This window comes from Arthrobacter sp. AL05, assembly GCF_029960715.1.
Taxonomy (GTDB): domain Bacteria; phylum Actinomycetota; class Actinomycetes; order Actinomycetales; family Micrococcaceae; genus Arthrobacter.
Window position 1 is genome coordinate 91,788 of record NZ_JASBRC010000010.1, and the last position, 19,044, is coordinate 110,831.

The window sequence follows — 19,044 nt, forward strand, 5'->3', positions numbered from 1 at the left end:
GGACAGCATGAGCAACGACGCATCATGGCAGGAAACCATCACGGCAGGCCGCTTCGAGGGCAAGACGGTGATCGTTACCGGGGCAGGATCCGGGATCGGCCAGGCGACCGCCCTGCGCATCGGCAGGGAGGGCGGCAGGGTTGTCGCTGCGGATATCAGCACCGAGCGCCTGGATGCCCTGGTGGCCGGGAACCCGGGCCTGGACCTGGTCCCGGTGGCCGGTGACATCTCGACGAACGAAGCCGTGGCCGCCGTCGTCGCTGCCGCGGGCGGCCGGGTGGATGCCCTGGCCAACGTCGCGGGCATCATGGACAACTTCGCCCCGATCCACGAGGTGGACGACGTCATCTGGGAGCGCGTCTTCCGCATCAACGTCACCGCCACCATGCGCCTGACCCGGGCCGTACTGCCCCTGATGCTGGAAGCAGGCTCCGGTTCCGTGGTCAACGTCGCCTCCGAGGCCGGCCTGCGCGGCTCCGCCGCCGGAGCCGCCTACACCGCGTCCAAACACGCCGTTATTGGCCTGACGAAGAACTCCGCCGTGATGTACGGGCCAAAGGGACTGCGCTTCAACGCCGTCGCGCCCGGCGCCACCCTCACCAACATAGAAGCCATCTGGGGTTCCCAGCTGGCCGCCGAGCGCCTCGGGCCGCTGATGGGTGCGAACATTCCCGCGCCCGCCACCGCAGCCCAGCTGGCCGCATCCATCACCTTTCTGCTGAGCGAGGACGGCACCAACCTCAACGGCGCCGTCCTGGCCTCCGACGGCGGCTGGTCCGCCGTCTAGGAGCGCGGCGTTTCAGCTCCGGCTAGCGGCGGACCACAGGGTTGGAGAGGCGGCCGATGCCCTCGATCTCTACCTCGAAACGGTCGCCTGCCTCCACGAGCCCGACGCCTGCAGGGGTGCCGGTCATAATAACGTCGCCCGGCAGCAGGGTGAAGGCCTGCGAGACGATGGAGACGAGTTCGCGGACTCCGCGGATCATCTGACTGGTGCTGCCGTCCTGGCGCAACTCGCCGTTGAGGCGGCCCTGGATCTGCAGGTCCTCGGTGTTCAGCTCGGTCTCGATCCACGGCCCCAGCGGTGCGGACGTGTCGAAGCCCTTGGCCCGGGCCCACTGCAGGTCCGTCTTTTGGACGTCGCGGGCGGTGAGGTCGTTGCCGCAGGTGTAGCCGAAGATCACGTCGTCGACGCGTTCCTCCGGGACGTCCTTGCAGATCCGGCCGATCACAACGCAGAGCTCGGCCTCAAAGGAGACTTCTTCGGAGAACTCCGGCAGCACGATCGGGTCATTGGGCCCGACGACGGATGTGTTGGGCTTCAGGAAGAGCAGCGGCTGCTCAGGGACCTCGTTGCCAAGTTCCTTGGCGTGCTCGGCGTAGTTGCGGCCGACGCCGATGACCTTGCTGCGCGGGATGATCGGGGCCAGCAGGCGCACATCCTCCAGTTTATGCCGGACGGCGGTTCGTTCCACGCCGTTGAAGAACGGGTCGCCGTTAATAACAGTGACTTCCTCACTGCCGGGCTCACCTTCAACAATGCCGTAGAGGGGATCAGAATCGACTACAAACCGGGCGATACGCATGGCTCCAAGCGTACCGTCTCCGGCAGGCCGGGTCGCGCGCCCTTCGTCACGGTGCCGCACGTGCCATCTCCCAACTGACTCGCAGCAGGGGTCGTTTTGAGGACTGAAAACGACCTTAGCTGCGAGCTAGTTGGGTGAGCTGCGCAGGTAGTGGAGTTGGGCCGCCACGGAGAGTTCCGCGGCGGACCGCACGGCGGGATCGACGTCGGCGTACACGGCGTCTGCCACCTCGCCCACGCCGGCGTGCGGGCCCAGGTTCTCGAGGGCCGAACGGATTTGCCCGAGACGGTCTTCGCGGTGGTCCCGGTAGGCGCGGACGATCGTGTCCAGGGCAGGCAGCGTGGGTCCGTGGGCCGGCAGGACGGTCGCCGGGCCCAGGCGTTCGAGCCGGTCCAGTGACGCCAGGTAGTCCCCCAAGGTGCCGTCAGGGTAGTCCAGGACCGTGGTTCCGAGGCCCAGGATCGTGTCGCCGGTGAGGACCGAGCCCCGGGCGCCGTCGTGCGGCAAATGGAAACAGACCGAGTCCGAGGTGTGGCCCGGCGTCGCCAGCACCCTGACCTCCGCCCCGGCGGCGTGGATAACTTCGCCGTCGACCAGCGGGCTTGCACCGTGGCAGTGGGCCGGATCCATGGCACGCACCGGGGCTCCGGTCAGTTCCGCGAACCGGCCGGCGGCTGCCGTGTGGTCCGCGTGCCGGTGCGTAATCAGGATAAGTTCGACGGCGCCGGCCCGGGCCAGGTCCTGCAGGTGCGGCTCATCCAGCGGGCCGGGGTCCACCACCACAGTGCCGGCCGCTCCGGGGCCGGCGATCACGTAGGAGTTGGTCCCGTGCAGGCTCATCGGCCCCGGGTTGGGGGCCAGCCTGAAGCGGGTCAGCTCTGAGCTGCGCACGATGGCGCGCGGGTTGTCCGGGATCACCGCACCATCTTGCCACCGAACCGTGCCGCTTACGAGTCCCAGCCAGAGGCGCAGCCGTGCCTGCCCGTGAACGCCGACGGCGGCCCGCACCGGAAGGTGGGGGCCGCCGTCGAACGCTGCGTGTTGCCTGACAGCTACCGCTTAGGCGAGGCGGGTCAGCCAGCCGTGGGTGTCTTCGATGGTGCCCGTTTGGATGCCGAGGAGCTGCTCGCGAATGGCCATGGTGGTCACACCCGCCGTGGCGGCCTCGGAGCCAATGAACTCCGTCTCGTCCTTGAGCACACCGATCGGGGTGATCACGGCAGCGGTCCCGCAGGCGAAGACCTCGGCGATGTCCCCGGAGGCTACGCCGTCGCGCCACTCGTCCAGCGTGATCTTGCGTTCGGTGACCTCCCGGCCCATGTCCTTGGCCACCTGAATGACGGACATACGGGTGATGCCTTCGAGGATGGTTCCGCTCAGCGCCGGGGTGACCAGCGAGCCGTCCTTCATCACAAAGAACACGTTCATACCGCCGAGCTCTTCGACGGCGTTGTCGTTGAACTGGTCCAGGAACAATACCTGCTTGCAGCCGTGGGACTCGGCCTCCTGCTGCGCGATCAGCGACGCGGCGTAGTTGCCGCCGCACTTCGCGGCTCCCGTTCCGCCGCGGCCCGCCCGGGCGTATTCGCGGGAGATCCAGATGGAGACCGGCTTGAGCTCGCCGCCGAAGTAATTGCCGGCCGGGGACGCGATGACACGGAAGGAGACCTCACGGGCGGCGCGGACACCGAGGAAGGCCTCCGTGGCGATCATAAACGGTCGCAGGTAGAGGGCTTCGCCGTCGCCGGAGGGAACCCATTCCTTGTCCGCGGAGACGAGTTCGCGGATGGCGCCAAGGAAGTACTCTTCCGGAAGCTCCGGCAGTGCCAGGCGCCGGGCCGACTTGTTCAGCCGGGCGGCGTTGGCCTCGGGACGGAAGGTCCACACGGAGCCGTCGGCGTGCCGGTAGGCCTTGAGTCCTTCGAAAATTTCCTGGCCGTAGTGGAGCACCGCCGCGGAGGGGTCCAGGGAGATGGGACCGTAAGCCTCAACCCGGGCATTGTGCCAGCCGCCCTGGCCCTGGGCGTCGACGCTGTAGTCAACGATGGCGGTGTGGTCGGTGAAATAGTCGCCGAATCCCGGGTTCGCCAGGACGGCAGCACGTTCTTCAGCGGACTTCGGGGTTGCCGAGAGCTGCTGGGTGAATTCGACGCCATGGGCAGTCTGAGTCATGGTTCCTCCACGGTCGGCTGCCTGGCGTGTGAACGTGGTTCAGCGTCGGACCACGGCAGCATATGGGTGATTCGAAACAAGCTTACGCCCGTTGGCGGAGCCACCCGGCCGGGCCGGGGGCGCGTCCGAGCCCGGCCGGGGGCGCCTACAGGGCGGCGGCGATGGCGTCACCGACCGCGCTGGTGCTGCGCGCTGCGGTGCCGCGGCCGGCGATGTCGGAAACAACTGCCGCCTCGATTTTGCGGGCAGCAGTGCCGTAGCCGAGGTGGTCCAGCAGGAGTGCGGCGGAGAGGATGGCCGCCGTCGGATCTGCTTTCTGCTGGCCGGCGATATCCGGCGCCGAGCCGTGGACGGGTTCGAACATGGACGGGCTGGTGCGCTCCATGTTGATGTTTCCGGAGGCGGCGAGCCCAATGCCTCCGGTGACCGCTGCGGCAAGGTCGGTGATGATGTCGCCAAAGAGGTTGTCAGTGACGATCACGTCGAAGCGCGCAGGGTCCGTGACCATAAAGATCGTGGCGGCATCAATGTGCAGGTAGTCGTGGCTCACGTCGGGGAACTCCTGGGCCACTGCCTCGACAGTGCGCTTCCAAAGGTGCCCGGCGAAGACCAGGACGTTGTGCTTGTGCACCAGGGTGAGCTTCTTGCGGGGGCGGTCGTTGGCCCGGCGGAAGGCATCCCGTACCACTCGCTCCACGCCGTGGGCAGTGTTGAGCGAGACCTCGGTGGCGACTTCGTGCGGGGAGCCGGCGCGCAGGGTCCCGCCGTTGCCCACGTACGGGCCTTCGGTGCCCTCACGGACCACAATAAAGTCGATATCGCCGGGGCTAGCGAGCGGGCTGCCGACCCCCGGGTACAGCCGGGACGGACGCAGGTTCACAAAGTGGTCCAGGCTGAAGCGCAGCTTGAGCAGCAGTTCACGTTCAATCAGGCCCGAAGGGATCCTGGTGTCGCCCGGGGCCGCCCCCACCGCACCAAAGAGGATGGCATCGCGGGTCCGCAGATCGGCAAGGATCTCCGCCGGCAGGGTCTCCCCCGTTTCCAGCCAGTGCTGCGCGCCGAGCCGGTACTGCGTCTGCCGCAGGACAATGCCCTCGGCGGCGGCAGCCTTCTCTAGGACTTTCACGGCTTCGGCGGTGACCTCGGGGCCGATGCCATCGCCCGGAATAACGGCAAGATCAATCGTGGATGCACTCATAGTGCCAGCGTAGCCAAGTCATCCACATGCTGGTCAAGTTGTCTCATTATCCGAACGGCCCTCTTCTTCTTCTGACGCTCCCGCACTTCCAGCAGGAAAAACAGCAACGCTCCCGCACTTCCGACAGGAGAAAGCGCAACGCTCCCGCACTTCCGGGTCAGAAGGTGCGGGAGCGTTGCCCCAATTGCTGCAGGACCTGCGGGAGCGTTGCCCCAATTGCTGCAGGATCTGCGGGAGCGTCGGCCCGATGACCGCAGGATCTGCGGGAGCGTCGGGAGGGGGTCAGACTTTCGCCTCGGCGGGCTCCTCGTACTTCGGGAAGACCGGAGCCGGGGCGGGCAGTGCGGTGCCGGCTTCGATCGGGGTGCCCAGCGCTGCAAATTCCCGAGCTTCCCCTTCGGGCTGGCCGAGGGTCTCCAGGATGGCCCCGGCTGCTGCCGGCATCACCGGCTGGGCGAGGATGGCGACGATCCGGAGCACCTCGAGCGTTACGTACAGGACGGTGTTCATCCGTTCGACGTCGGTCTTGCGCAGCACCCACGGCGCCTGCTCGGCGAAGTAGGCGTTGGTGTCCCCCAGGACAGCCCACACCGCCTCCAGTGCGCGGCTGAACTCCTGCTTTTCGAACGCGGCGCGGCAGATCTCCAGCAAGCCGTTGGCCTGCTCCAGCAGGGCTGCGTCCGCAGCGCTGAGATCCCCGGGAACGGGAACGGCGCCGTCGCAGTTCTTTGCCACCATCGACAGCGATCGCTGGGCCAGGTTCCCGAAGTTGTTGGCAAGGTCGGCGTTCATCCGGCCCACGATCGCGTCGTGGCTGTAGGAACCGTCCGCGCCGAAGGGCACCTCGCGGAGCAGGAAAAAGCGCACCTGGTCCAGGCCGTACTGGGCCACCCAGTCCGCGGGCGCCACAACGTTGCCCAGCGACTTGGACATTTTAACGCCCTGGTTGTGCAGGAATCCGTGGATCATCACACGCTTGGGCAGTGCCAGCCCGGCGGACATCAGGAACGCCGGCCAGTAGACGGCGTGGAAACGGGAAATGTCCTTGCCGATGACGTGCACGTCGGCCGGCCAGTATTTCCGGAACGCCTCCGACTCGGTGTCGGGGAAGCCCACGCCGGTGAGGTAGTTGGTCAGCGCATCCACCCAGACATACATCACGTGCTCCGGGTTGCCCGGCACGGGGACACCCCAGTCGAAGGACGTGCGGCTGATCGACAGGTCCTCCAGTCCGCCCTTAACGAAGCTGACCACCTCGTTGAAGCGGTTGTGCGGGGCACCAAAGGAGGGGTGGTCCGCGTACAGGGCCAGCAGCCGGTCCTGGTAGGCGGAAAGCTTAAAGAAGTAGCTTTCCTCCTCGGTCCAGGTCACCTCGGTTCCGGTCTCGGCGGCGTAGCGGACGCCGTCGGCCTTCACCTCGGTCTCATCCGCCACAAAGTACCGCTCGTCCCGGACGGAGTACCAGCCGGCGTACTTGGAGAGATAAATGTCCCCGTTGGCTTCCATCCGCTGCCACAGCGCCGTGGCGGCGGCGTAGTGATCCGAGTCCGTAGTGCGGATAAAGCGGCTCAGCGAAATGCCGAGGTCATCGCTCATCTGCCGGAAGGCGGAGGAGTTGCGGTCGGCCAGCTCCTTGACCGGGATGCCTTCCTTCTCGGCCGTCTGCTGCATCTTGAGGCCGTGCTCGTCCGTGCCGGTCATAAAAAACACGTCAAAGCCGTCCAGGCGCTTGAAGCGCGCCATCGCATCCGTGGCAATGACCTCATAGGCGTGTCCGATGTGCGGCACGCCGTTGGGATAGCTGATGGCCGTGGTGATGTAGAAGGGAGTCTTCCCGGAAGTTGTCACAGTTTTCAGCCTAGATCAGTTCGGTGAGGGAATCGCTCTGGCGGACAAGCTCGTGGTCGTGCGAAGCAACCAGGACGGCGATTCCGTCAGAGGTGGTGTCCTTGAGGATGCTGATGATGCGGTTGGCCGAGGACCGGTCCAGGCTGGCCGTCGGTTCGTCGACCACCAGCACGCGGGTGCCCAGGATCAGGGCCCGGGCGATCGCCACACGCTGGCGCTCACCGCCGGAGAGCTGGGCGGGGCGGTGCCGCATCCGCCGGCCCAGGCCAACGAGGTCGAGGAGGTCCTTGGCCATGTCGCGGCGCTTGTCCACTTCGCCGTCGGGCACGGCGGGCAGCAGCACGTTCTCCAGTGCGCTCATGCCGTCGATCAAGGCACCGCCCTGGTCGACGTAGCCAATCAGGGCACGGCGGCGGTCGGCGATTTCGTCGTCGCCCATGGTCTCGAGGGAGTCGCCTTCCCAGAACACCCGGCCCGACGTCGGCAGGGTCAGGCCCGCGCCGACGGTCAGGATGCTGGTCTTGCCCGAACCGCTGCGGCCGGCAACGCAGTGCATTTCGCCGGCGTGCAGGGTCAGGTTGAAGTCGTCCACCACGTTCACAGCGTCGGCACCGCTTTTGCCGCCGCCATAGTGGATGGTGATGTTGCTGAGCTCCAGCGGGGTGGCGTGGTCCGCGGCCTTCACGATCGTGTTGGCGCGCGTCTGGTGGGCACCGCGGCGGGTGCTCGCCGTCATCCGCTCGTGAGCCTCACGGTCAAGGTTCAGGTCGTTGTTCATCGGACCACTTTCGTTGCAATTGGAATCCAGCAAAGTACAGCCACAAAGCCGGCGACAGCGGCCCACAGCGCGGCATAGGGAGCCAGGAGGAGGCCCACGCCCAGGGCACCCAGGACACCGAGGGGCAGCGCGACAGTTCCCACCATGGCATTTTCAAAGAAACGGACCTGCCCCAGCATGTCCGGGTTCCAGCCCATGGCCTGCAGGATGCCGAGGTACTGGCGCTTTGCCTGCAGTTCGAAGCGGCCGGTCACCATGGTCAGCAGCAAGCCCACGGCCACCCCGGAGAGCCCGAGGATGATGCTCGGGGTAGCGATGCTGGCGGCGGCCAGGCCGCTGAGCGCACTCGCCCCCGCGGCGCGGGGAATGTCGATCAGCAGCGCGGCCATTCCGCCGACCGCGGCACCGAAGACGCCGACGGCGACGGCCAGCGAAATCGTGTTGAACTTGTTGGTGCTCAGTTGCCGGTTGGCGAAGGTCAGCGGCGAGTCCACGGCGATCAGCCGTTCATCGTGCTGCGGTTCCTGGTCCACCACCTCGCGGTGCCGCAACTGCTGGGCGGCGAAGAAAGCCGCACCTGCGTAGAGCACCAGCACGGAGCCGGAGACAATCGCGGTGGCCGCATTCCAGCTGAGCAGGCTCAGGACGATTCCGGCGACGGCCAGGAGGGCGGCGCCGACGCCGAACTCGGCCAGCACCCAGGTCCGGATCCGGCGCTGGGTCCAGCCCATGGCACGCAGGGTTCCGGCCTCGCTGCGGCGTTTGCGCACGTAGCTGACCGTGGAGGCACCGGTCAGGAGTGCGGCACCGCAGAGGGTCAGGAAGAGCAGCGTCAGGTTGGTGGCGGTGAGGGAGCCGGAGACGGCGTCCGCGGCGTTCTGGCGCACCCACGACTGCTCTACGGTGCCGAGCGGGGACTCCTTGCCGGCGTCGTCCTTGGAGTAGCCGGGGACGAAGATGCTGGCGTCCTCGCGGGCCGAGCCGGCCACAACTGTTGCCTGCAGGCCCATGTCCCGGATCTCGTTGGCCAGCTTCTCCACCTCCGGCTGCGCCTCTTTCCAGCTGCCGGGGGCCTTGGCCTTGATGCGCACGGCGTCGATGACGGAGGCGTTGTCCTCGTAGCCGCGTGCGGCGGCGAGGCCGTAGTAGTCGGTGATGGCGCCGGCGGACTGGCTCGCCAGGCCCGTGGCACTCAGTGAAGGCTTCAGCTCGGTGTTCCCGGCGTCCTTGCCGGCAGCATCCTTGGTGAGCGTGAACGGCGTGGGATCGTAGCCGCCCAGCGGCAGGCGGTTGACGTCGCCGGCGGCCGCCTTGACCTGCTCGGCGTCGAACGTGCCGTAGACCATCGCCAGCGGAGTGGCGAGCTTCTTGCCGGTCTCCAGGTTCTCGCGGTAGGAGCGCTCATCGACGGGCTTGCGCTGCGTCTGGTCCACCGCTGTACCGTCGGCGGCCTTTTCGGGGAGCCGGTTCACGGTGACCCAGTCGCCGGGGATCGCGGTCTTGTCCACGGCGCCGTTGCCGGCGGTGGCACCGTCCTTGTACTTGGGGGCCGCGGCGAAGTCGGTACTCCAGGTGGCGGGGTTGTACAGGCCCTGGCTGAAGCTTCCGGTGTCACCGAGCAGCTGGGACAGGTCCTTGGAGCCGGGCCAGTCGAGCGCGAACGGCGCCTTGGAGACGAACGGGAGATAGTCCTTGTCCAGGGAACGGGTCGCGGTGCCCACGTCCTTGGTGACGTTGCCGGCGGCGTCGATTTCTTCGATCTTGACGGAGTATTTGAGGTCCAGGGAGGTACCGGAGCGGACAATCAGCGGGATCGCCTGCGAGTCCGCGGTCAGCAGTCCGTTGCGCTTGGCCTGCTGGTACTGGCTCATCAGCGGGGCCCAGTACTTGAGCTTGACGCCGAGGAAGTCCGGGCCTTCCTTGAGTTCGTCCATGCCGATACCGGTGGTGAAGAGGCTCTCGAAGTGGCGGCCGATGGCGCCGGCATTGCGGGCGTCGGCGGGCGGGGCCTTCTCCAGGGGAGCAAGGAAGTCGCCGGCGCTGCCCAGCAGGGCACGTTCGGCGACGGGGTCAACGGCGACGACGGACTCCGTCACCTGGGGCGCGGCGGGCAGCGAGACGGAAAGATCGAAGAGGCTGTGCTCGGAACCGCCAGCCGGGGCCGGGAACTTGATGCCGGTTTCACCCGCGGGGCCTGCGATGCGGACGTTCTTGCCGCCGGCGACTACCTCTTCGACGAGCTTCGCCTTGCCGAGGGATCCCTCGGCGGTGGTCTTGAACAGGGTCTCCTCGGAGTGCCCGTCGGAGCTGACGGCGCTGGCGGTGAGCCGGTATTTTTTCGGCGTGCCGGGCAGGACCGATTCCGCGGCCGGCCACTTGCTCGGATCGGTGGCGCTGGGGTCTCCGGCGGTGCCGGCGAGCCCGGCGTTGTAGCCCAGGTAGTCGGTGGCATCCAGGCGCGGGGCCTCAAGGTTCTGGGTGACCCGTGAGACGAGGCTGATCGGGGCCGCTACCGAGGTTCCGGTGAGCTTGCGGAGCGCGTCCAGTTGCTCGAAGCTGATGCCGCCCTGGCCGGTGGCGATATCCGGCTGCATCAGCCCGCCGTTATCGTCAGCCTTGGCCTGGACGAGTACGTCATAGAGCCCGCGCGAGTTCTGGTCAACGGTGCGGTTCAAGGCAGCCTGCGACTGTCCCTGCACGAGGACCGAAAGGCACATGGCCACGATCAAAATGGACGCGGTCAGCAGAAGCACTCGGCTTCTGATGAACCTCTGGACGGCGTTCATTGGGCTCCTGAAAGCTGGATTGCGTGCGCACACCGAAGTTCATTCCCTGCGGAAGTGAAGGCGTCCCCTGCCGGGTGTGCAAAAAAAGTAAGGGCCGGACTGCCGGCCGGATCCGAAAGTCGGACCTAGCCATTGTACGCAGGCCAGCCATGTGTTTGTGGCCACGGCGGCGGCCGGAACCGCCGCCGTGAGCACCCTCAGGTCATCAATCCTCGAGGTCGACCTCGCGTACCACGTCAGCGCCGATTCCGGCCTTGATGGCGTCCAGCACCTGCTGCGGAACGGAGCTGTCGATGGTCAGCAAGGCCAGCACCTGGCCGCCCTCGTCCTGCCGCGCAACCTGCATTCCTGCGATGTTGATGTTGTTCATGCCCAGGATGTGGCCGATGGTTCCGATCACGCCGGGGCGGTCCGAGTAGGCAACAACCACGAGGTGTTCGCTGATCGGGATCTCCACCTCGAAGCCGTTGATCCCCACCAGCTTTTGGATCTGCTTGGGCCCGGTCAGGGTTCCGGCGACGGAAATCTGGCTGCCGTCGCTCAGGGCGCCGCGCAGGGTCAGGACGTTGCGGTACGACTCGGTTTCCGGCGTGGTGATCAGCCGGACGTTGATGCCGCGCTGCTCGGCGATAACGGGGGCGTTGACGTAGGAGACCTGTTCGGTCACAACGTCGGCGAAGATACCCTTGAGGGCCGCGAGTTCAAGGACCTTGACGTCGAGGGACGAGATTTCCCCGGCGACCTCGACGTCGAACTGGGTGAGGGAGGCGTGTGTCATCGCGGTGAAGATCCGGCCCAGCTTTTCGATCAGGGCGATGCCCGGGCGGACGTCGGGGGCGATCACGCCGCCGGCGACGTTTACCGCGTCGGGAACCAGTTCCCCGGCCAGGGCCAGGCGGACCGACCTGGCGACCGACACGCCGGCCTTTTCCTGCGCCTCGTCGGTGGACGCGCCCAGGTGCGGGGTGACCACCACGTTGTCGAGTTTGAAGAACGGCAGGCCGGTGCTGGGTTCGGTGACAAAAACGTCGACGCCGGCGCCGGCGATTTCGCCGGACTCCAGTGCTGCGTAGAGCTCTTCCTCGTCAACAAGACCGCCGCGGGCGACGTTGACGACGTACGCGGTGCTCTTCATCTTCTTGAAGGCCTCGGCACCGAGCATACCGACCGTTTCCGGGGTCTTGGGCATGTGGATGGTGATGAAGTCCGACTGCGCAAGGAGTTCGTCCAGGGTCACCAGCTGCACACCAAGCTGGGCGGCGCGGGCCGAGGTCACGTAGGGATCGTAGGCGAGGATCTTGGTGTCGAAGCCCTTGAGGCGGGCGGCGACCAAGGCGCCGATCCGGCCCAGGCCGATGATGCCGATCTTCTTCTCAAAGAGTTCGATGCCGGTGTACTTGGAGCGCTTCCACTCCCCGGCCTTGAGTGCGGCACTGGCCTGCGGGATGTGCCGGGCGAGGCTCAGGATGTGCCCGACGGTGAGCTCCGCGGCGGAGACGATGTTTGAGGTGGGTGCGTTCACTACCATCACGCCGGCCCGGGTGGCGGCCTTGATGTCGACGTTGTCGAGTCCCACGCCGGCGCGGGCGATCACCTTGAGGTTCTTCGCGGCGGCGATGGCTTCGGCGTCCAGCCGGGTGGCCGAGCGGACCAGGATCGCGTCGACGTCGACGATCGCAGAGAGCAGCTGGGAACGGTCGGCGCCGTCGGTCTGCCGGATCTCGAAGTCCGGGCCCAGGGCCTCGATCGTGGCGGGCGAAAGTTCCTCAGCGAGGAGTACTACAGGTTTGGTGCTTGTCACCGGTGACCTCTTTAGCTCTCTTGTATTCAGGTGGGGATTTTGGTGAATCGGGTGAATCTGTACAGCAAGGAAGCCGGACCCCAGAAATGGTGTCCGGCTCCCCTGCCGGTCAGTGCCTAGCGGGCCACTGAGCCTTCGGTGTAGTCGTCCTCGTTCTTGATCCAGGAGAACAGTTTGCGCAGTTCCCGGCCGGTGGCCTCGATCGGGTGGTCCTCGCCCTTCTTGCGCAACGCCTTGAACTCCGGGGCTCCGGCGTCCTGGTCGTCGATGAACCGCTTGGCGAAGGTGCCGTCCTGGATGTCCGCCAGGACAGCCTTCATGTTTTCCTTCACATCCGGGGTGATCACCCGCGGGCCGGAAACGTAGTCACCGTACTCAGCGGTGTCGGAGACGCTCCAGCGCTGCTTGGCGATGCCGCCTTCAACCATCAGGTCCACGATCAGTTTGAGCTCGTGCAGCACCTCGAAGTAGGCGACCTCCGGCTTGTAACCTGCCTCGGTGAGAACCTCGAAGCCGTACTGGACCAGCTGTGAGGCCCCGCCGCAGAGAACGGCCTGCTCGCCGAAGAGGTCCGTTTCGGTCTCTTCGGTGAAGGTCGTCTCGATGACGCCGGCACGGGTGCCGCCAATGGCCTTCGCGTAGGAGAGTGCCAGTTCCTTGGCTTTGCCGGACGGGTTCTGCTCGACGGCGATCAGGTCCGGCACGCCGCGGCCGGCTTCGAACTCGCGGCGGACGATGTGGCCCGGGCCCTTGGGGGCAACGAGGGCGACGTCGACGTCGGCCGGGGGCTTGATGTAGCCGTAGCGGATGTTGAAGCCGTGGCCGAAGAACAGTGCGTCTCCGGGCTGCAGGTTCGGAGCGATGTCCTCGGCGTAGACGTGGCGCTGGACCTGGTCCGGGGTGAGGACCATAATGAGGTCGGCTTCGGCAACGGCCTCGGCGACATTGAGGACGCGCAGGCCCTCGGCCTCGGCCTTGGCGCGGGACGCCGAGCCTTCCTTGAGGCCGACGCGGACGTCAACACCGGAATCGCGCAGGCTAAGGGCGTGGGCGTGGCCCTGGGAGCCGTAACCGATCACGGCGACGGTGCGGCCCTGGATGATCGACAGGTCGGCGTCGTCGTCGTAGAACATTTCAGTCACTGGGGTGTCTCCTTTTGAGTGGAATCTAGGGTGGTGCTTGTCGGTGGAACATCTTGAAAGCTGGTGGTGCTGCGGCAAGGCCTGTCCGCGGCCCGGGCGGGCCGCGGGGTGTGTTTTGCGCGGGGCCTTACGCGCTGCGCAGGGCCCTGTCGCTCATGGAGCGGGATCCCCGCCCCACGGCGAGGGTGCCGGACTGCACGATTTCCCGGATGCCAAATGGCTCAAGCACCGAAAGCAGTGCGGCGAGCTTTTCGGGGTGGCCCGTAGCCTCAATGACTACTGACTCCGTAGAGACGTCGACCACTGATGCGCGGAACAGGTCGGCCGCTTGGGTGACCTGCAGCCGGTTTGCGGCATCCGCCCGTACCTTGACCAGGATGTGGTCGCGCTGCACGGAGGATTCGGCGGTGAGCTCAACGATCTTGATCACGTTGACCAGCTTGTTGAGCTGTTTGGTGATCTGTTCGATCAGCTCGCCGTCGGCGTCGACGACGACGGTCATCCGGGACATCCCCCGGACTTCCGTCGGCCCGACAGCCAGGGAGTTGATGTTGAAGGCCCGTCGGGCGAAGAGGCTGGCGACGCGGGTTAGCACACCCGGCTTGTCTTCGACCAGAACGGACAGTGTGTGGCGGGTCATGTTCAGTCCTCCTCTTCCCATTCCGGGGTCATGTTGCGGGCAACCTGGATCTGGTCATTGCTGACTCCGGCAGGGACCATCGGCCAGACCATGGAGTTGGGGCTCACCACGAAGTCAATGACCACCGGGCGGTCGTTGATCGCAAGGGCCTTCTGAATGGTGGCGTCGATGTCCTCGTCGCGGTCACAGCGGAAGGACGCGCAGCCGTAGGCATCCGCCAGCTTGACAAAGTCCGGGATCCGGATGGTGCCGTGGCCGGTATTAAGGTCGGTGTTCGAGTAGCGCCCCTCGTAAAACAGGGTCTGCCACTGCCGCACCATGCCCAGCGAGGAGTTGTTGATGATGGCCACCTTGATCGGGATGTTGTTGATCGCGCAGGTGGCCAGTTCCTGGTTCGTCATCTGGAAGCAGCCATCCCCGTCGATGGCCCACACCACGCGGTCCGGGTTGCCCACTTTTGCACCCATGGCGGCCGGTACGGCGTAGCCCATGGTGCCGGCACCGCCGGAGTTCAGCCAGGCGTGCGGACGCTCGTATTTGATGAACTGCGAGGCCCACATCTGGTGCTGGCCGACGCCGGCCACGTAGACGCCTTCGGGCCCGGTCAGGGCTCCGATCCGTTCGATCACGCGCTGGGGTGCGCTGAGGCCGTCATCGGGTTCGGTCCAGCCCAGCGGGTAGGTTTCCTTGAGGTTGTTCAGGAAGGCCCACCAGTTGGTGTAGTCCGGGGCTCCGGAGGCGGCGAACACGGCGCGCAGGGCATCGCTGAGTTCGGGGATGATCTCTTTGACCGACCCCACGATCGGTACGTCGGCCGTGCGGTTTTTGGAGATTTCGGCCGGATCGATGTCCGCGTGGATGACCTTGGCGTTTGGCGCGAACGATTTCAACACACCGGTGACCCGGTCGTCGAAGCGTGCCCCCAGCGTGATGAGCAGGTCCGACTGCTGCAGGGCGGTCACGGCGGAGACCGTTCCGTGCATACCCGGCATACCGACATGCTGCGGGTGCGAGTCCGGAAAAACGCCGCGTGCCATCAGGGTGGTAACCACGGGGGCACCGGAGAGTTCGGCGAGCTCCAGCAGTTCCGCCGAGGCGTGCGCCTTGACCACACCGCCGCCTACATAGAGCACGGGCTTGCTGGCCGCCGCGATCAGCCGGGCGGCTTCGCGGACCTGTTTGCTGTGGCCCCGGAGCACCGGGTGGTAGCCAGGCAGGTCGATCTTGGGCGGCCAGGAGAAGGTCATCTGCCCCTGCTGGGCGTCCTTGGCAACGTCGACCAGCACGGGACCTGGGCGGCCGGTCGAAGCCAGGTGGAAGGCTTCGGCCATCACGTGCGGGATGTCGTTGGGGTCGGTCACCAGGAAGGAGTGCTTGGTGATCGGCATGGTAATGCCAACGATGTCAGCTTCCTGGAAGGCGTCGGTGCCGATCACCCCGCTGGAAACCTGGCCGGTGATGGCCACCATCGGCACGGAGTCCATGTGGGCGTCCATAATGGCGGTAACGAGGTTGGTGGCACCCGGACCCGAGGTGGCGATGCAAACGCCAACCCGTCCGGTAACCATGGCGTAGCCTTGCGCGGCGTGGCCGGCTCCCTGTTCGTGACGGACCAGAATGTGGTTCATTCTTGAAGCCATCAAGGGGTCATAGGTGGGCAGGATCGCGCCACCGGGCAAACCAAAAATATCGTCCACGCCGAGTTCTTCGAGCGAGCGGACAATTGCTTGTGAACCGGTCATCACCGTCGGGGGTACGACGTTGTTCGGTCCAAGGACAGGAGAGACAGCAGCAGTGTCGACGCCGGCGTCGGCCGGGCGTTCGACGCGTTCCGGAGCCTTGGTGGCTCCAGCGGACTTAGCGGCCATCAGCGAGGGGCTGATCGGCGATCCTTTGCTCATCGGACTCTTCCTTAGTGGATCTTCGGTTGGATCTTCGGTGATCTGGTGGTGCGGAAATAAAAAAACCCCTCAGCCGGATGGCTCTTCGAGGGGTTCGCGCGTGACGGTTCGTTACCAGTGAAGGCTATGGAGCCACGCGCTTGGTAAGGACGACGACACCTGCAGCGGCGCCAGCGGTAACGAATGCGATCATGCATTCAGTTTTCCCTCTGAGTGAGACACGTGTCAACGAGTCCGGGCACTGTCTCACCATGTGGACATCGTTGTCCACCTGCTGAACATTCTCCCAACTGACTCGCAGCTAAGTACCGTTTTGAGCGTCCAAAACGACCTCAGCTGCGAGCTAGTTGGGTTCAGGTGTTCAACGTGCTTGCTACCCGCAGTACGCACCCGTGGAGGCGCTGTGCACGAGCTTGGCGTACTTGGCCAGCACACCCTTGGTGAACTTGGCCGGGAGCGGCTCCCAGCCCACCTTGCGGGCTTCGAGCTCGGCTTCGTCCACCAGCAGGTCGAAGCTGCGGGCCGCAATGTCAACGCGGATCCGGTCGCCGTCCCGGACGAAGGCGATGGGGCCGCCGTCGGCGGCCTCCGGGGCGACGTGGCCAATGCAGAGTCCCGTTGTTCCGCCGGAGAAGCGGCCGTCGGTCAGGAGCAATACGTCTTTGCCAAGGCCCGCACCCTTGATGGCACCGGTGATCGCGAGCATTTCGCGCATGCCCGGTCCGCCCTTGGGGCCCTCGTAGCGGATAACAACGACGTCGCCGGCCTGGATCTGGCCCTTGTCGAGCGCGTCCAGGGCCCCCTGTTCGCGTTCGAAAACGCGGGCGGTGCCCTCAAAGACGTCGGCATCGAAGCCCGCGCTTTTCACGACGGCACCTTCGGGAGCCATCGTGCCGTGCAGGATCGTAATGCCGCCGGTTTTGTGGATGGGGTTGTCCATGGCCCGGAGGATCTTCCCATCCAGGTCCGGCGGGTTGATCTCGGCAAGGTTCTCCGCAACGGTCTTGCCCGTGACGGTAAGGCAGTCCCCGTGGAGCAGGCCGGCGTCGAGCAGCGCGCGCATGATGACCGGCACACCACCGATCTTGTCGACGTCGGTCATCACGTAGCGGCCGAACGGCTTCAGGTCACCCAGGTGCGGGATCCTGTCGCCGATGCGGTTGAAGTCCTCCAGCGAGAGCTCCACTTCGGCCTCGCGGGCGATCGCGAGCAGGTGCAGCACGGCGTTGGTGGATCCACCGAAGGCCATGGTGACGGCGATGGCGTTCTCGAAAGCCTTTTTGGTCAAGATGTCCCGCGCGGTGATGCCCAACCGGAGGAGCTCGACGACGGCCTCGCCGGACTTGCGTGCAAAGGCGTCGCGGCGGCGGTCGGCCGAGGGCGGTGCTGCCGAGCCGGGCAGGGACATGCCCAGCGCTTCGCCGATGCAGGCCATGGTGTTGGCGGTGTACATCCCGCCGCAGGCACCTTCGCCCGGGCAGATGGCCTTTTCGATGCGGGTCAGGTCTTCCATGCTCATCTTGCCGGCGGCGCAGGCGCCGACGGCTTCGAACGCGTCGATCAGGGTGACTTCCTTTTCGGAGCCGTCCTCCAGCTTGACCCAGCCGGGCATGATGGAGCCTGCGTAGAGGAAGACGGCGGCGAGGTCCAGGCGGGCGGCAGCCATCAGCATGCCGGGCAGTGACTTGTCGCAGCCTGCAAGCAGGACTGAGCCGTCGATGCGCTCGGCCTGCATCACGGTTTCCACGGAGTCGGCGATGACTTCGCGGGACACCAGCGAGAAGTGCATCCCCTCGTGCCCCATCGAGATGCCGTCCGAGACGGAGATGGTGCCGAACTGCATCGGGAATCCGCCACCGGCGTGGACACCCTCCTTAACGGCTGAGGCGAGCCTGTTCAGCGACAGGTTGCAGGGAGTGATTTCGTTCCAGGAGCTCGCGACGCCGATCTGGGGCTTGGCGAAGTCGTCGTCGCCCATCCCGACCGCGCGGAACATACCGCGCGCAGGGGCGGCGTGAATCCCGTCGGTGACGACCCGGCTGCGGGGCTTGATATCCGGCTTGGTGGCTGTTGCTGTTTGGGTGTCCTCACTCATGGGTCAAAGTCTAGGGCTCAGCCGCCGCGCCCAACGACCCGAAAGAGCGCATTAAGCCTAAAAACAGGAATATTGCGACCAAATAATGGACCGCTGTCTCATTATGCGGATACTCGGGACATGGCGCATCAGTTGAGGTGAGCGGCGTCACGCAGCTCCGGGGCCGCGGCGACTGACTGCGCCTCGGCCTGGAGCATGGTGAGCACCTGCCGGATGGTGGTCCGGACAGCAACGTCGGGACGCGCGAGGGCAACGATGCTGCGGCTGGCTTTGACCCCCTCCAGCGGACGCAGAACGAAGCCCCTGCCCTGGTTCTTCAGCGCCGTGTAACGCGGCAGCAGGCTCAGCCCGTGCCCGGCGCTGACCAGGGCCTCAAGGACCCGCAGGTCGGGGAAGAGCTGGGCGCGGTCGGCGGGGGAATCGGCCTGCACTTCGATCTGGCGGAGGACAGTATCAAAAGGGAACCCCTCCGGCACTCCCATCCAGGGGAAGCCGATAACGTCTTCCGCCCGCAGCGTCGCCTTGCCTGCGAGCGCATGGCCCTCGGGGATGGCAACGTCGAGGGGTTCCTCCAGCAGCGGCACCACTGTCAGGCCCAGCCGGGCAAAAACATCCGGACCATCGACGCTGTGCGCCAGCACAATGTCATAGTCGGCTGTCAGCCCCGCAAACCCGGCCACGTTGGGATCCTCGAAATGGGCTTGGAAGCGGAGCCCGTCGATGGCTTTTACCCGGTGCAGGAGACCCGGGAGGAACATCTCGGCGGCGCTTGGAAAGAATGCTGCCTTGACGTGCGTTTGCCAGCCGCGCCGGTAGGTGTCGATGGTGGCTTCGGCCCGGGCGAGGGCCGTTGATACCTCTGCAGCTGCCCCCGCCATCGCGAGGCCGGCCTCCGTGAGGCGCACTCCCCGGCCCGACTTCTCGACCAGGACCACGCCCAGCTCCTCCTGCAGGGTCTTGAGCTGCTGCGAGACGGCAGAGGGTGTCACCTTCATCGCCTCGGCCGTGGCTCCGACAGTGCCGCGGTCGGCGAGCTCACGGAGAATACGCAGTCTCTTGAAATCCATGAAAAGAGGCTACAGGCCGGCGGCTTGGCG

Annotated in this window: 14 protein-coding genes; 1 reads left to right on the forward strand and 13 read right to left on the reverse strand. The window is 66.0% G+C overall.

Features of this window, described 5'->3' with window-relative positions:
* Positions 1 to 7 precede the first annotated feature (7 nt).
* Positions 8 to 787, forward strand: a complete 780-nt coding sequence (locus tag QK287_RS13200) for an SDR family NAD(P)-dependent oxidoreductase (protein ID WP_226776241.1) — start codon at positions 8 to 10, stop codon at positions 785 to 787.
* Positions 788 to 809: 22 nt separating this feature from the next.
* Here QK287_RS13200 and QK287_RS13205 read toward each other — a convergent pair whose 3' ends face one another.
* The 13 genes from QK287_RS13205 to QK287_RS13265 all read right to left on the reverse strand — a co-directional run bounded on the left by QK287_RS13205 (position 810) and on the right by QK287_RS13265 (position 19,014).
* The gene (locus tag QK287_RS13205; RefSeq protein WP_226776212.1) at positions 810 to 1,586 is read right to left on the reverse strand and encodes a fumarylacetoacetate hydrolase family protein; all 777 of its coding nucleotides are present in this window, start codon (positions 1,584 to 1,586) and stop codon (positions 810 to 812) included.
* Between the two features lie 126 nt (positions 1,587 to 1,712).
* Positions 1,713 to 2,504: an MBL fold metallo-hydrolase gene (locus QK287_RS13210; protein ID WP_282360375.1), complete on the reverse strand. Its 792-nt coding sequence runs from the start codon at positions 2,502 to 2,504 to the stop codon at positions 1,713 to 1,715.
* 141 nt (positions 2,505 to 2,645) lie between these two features.
* Entirely contained in the window at positions 2,646 to 3,758 is a 1,113-nt protein-coding gene (locus QK287_RS13215) for a branched-chain amino acid aminotransferase (RefSeq protein WP_282360376.1), read from the reverse strand.
* Positions 3,759 to 3,903: 145 nt separating this feature from the next.
* Positions 3,904 to 4,956 carry a 3-isopropylmalate dehydrogenase gene (locus QK287_RS13220; RefSeq protein WP_282360378.1) on the reverse strand — a complete coding sequence of 351 codons (1,053 nt, stop codon included), beginning with the start codon at positions 4,954 to 4,956 and terminating at the stop codon, positions 3,904 to 3,906.
* Positions 4,957 to 5,238: 282 nt separating this feature from the next.
* Positions 5,239 to 6,804 (reverse strand): methionine--tRNA ligase, encoded by a 1,566-nt coding sequence (gene metG, locus QK287_RS13225; protein ID WP_226776216.1) that lies wholly within the window; start codon positions 6,802 to 6,804, stop codon positions 5,239 to 5,241.
* 10 nt (positions 6,805 to 6,814) lie between these two features.
* Positions 6,815 to 7,540, reverse strand: coding sequence for an ATP-binding cassette domain-containing protein (locus QK287_RS13230; protein ID WP_226776242.1), 726 nt, complete (start codon positions 7,538 to 7,540; stop codon positions 6,815 to 6,817).
* A gap of 38 nt (positions 7,541 to 7,578) precedes the next feature.
* A complete protein-coding gene (locus QK287_RS13235; protein WP_282360380.1) occupies positions 7,579 to 10,368 on the reverse strand; it encodes an FtsX-like permease family protein in 2,790 nt (929 codons plus the stop codon).
* Positions 10,369 to 10,573: 205 nt separating this feature from the next.
* Entirely contained in the window at positions 10,574 to 12,169 is a 1,596-nt protein-coding gene (gene serA, locus QK287_RS13240; protein WP_282360381.1) for a phosphoglycerate dehydrogenase, read from the reverse strand.
* Between the two features lie 116 nt (positions 12,170 to 12,285).
* Entirely contained in the window at positions 12,286 to 13,311 is a 1,026-nt protein-coding gene (gene ilvC, locus QK287_RS13245; protein WP_226776219.1) for a ketol-acid reductoisomerase, read from the reverse strand.
* Positions 13,312 to 13,438: 127 nt separating this feature from the next.
* Complete coding sequence (gene ilvN, locus QK287_RS13250; protein WP_226776220.1) at positions 13,439 to 13,951, reverse strand: acetolactate synthase small subunit; 513 nt, start codon at positions 13,949 to 13,951, stop codon at positions 13,439 to 13,441.
* A gap of 2 nt (positions 13,952 to 13,953) precedes the next feature.
* The gene (locus QK287_RS13255) at positions 13,954 to 15,852 is read right to left on the reverse strand and encodes an acetolactate synthase large subunit (protein ID WP_226776221.1); all 1,899 of its coding nucleotides are present in this window, start codon (positions 15,850 to 15,852) and stop codon (positions 13,954 to 13,956) included.
* A gap of 373 nt (positions 15,853 to 16,225) precedes the next feature.
* A complete protein-coding gene (gene ilvD / locus QK287_RS13260; protein ID WP_282360382.1) occupies positions 16,226 to 17,947 on the reverse strand; it encodes a dihydroxy-acid dehydratase in 1,722 nt (573 codons plus the stop codon).
* A gap of 128 nt (positions 17,948 to 18,075) precedes the next feature.
* Positions 18,076 to 19,014, reverse strand: a complete 939-nt coding sequence (locus QK287_RS13265; RefSeq protein WP_226776223.1) for a LysR family transcriptional regulator — start codon at positions 19,012 to 19,014, stop codon at positions 18,076 to 18,078.
* Positions 19,015 to 19,044 lie beyond the last annotated feature (30 nt).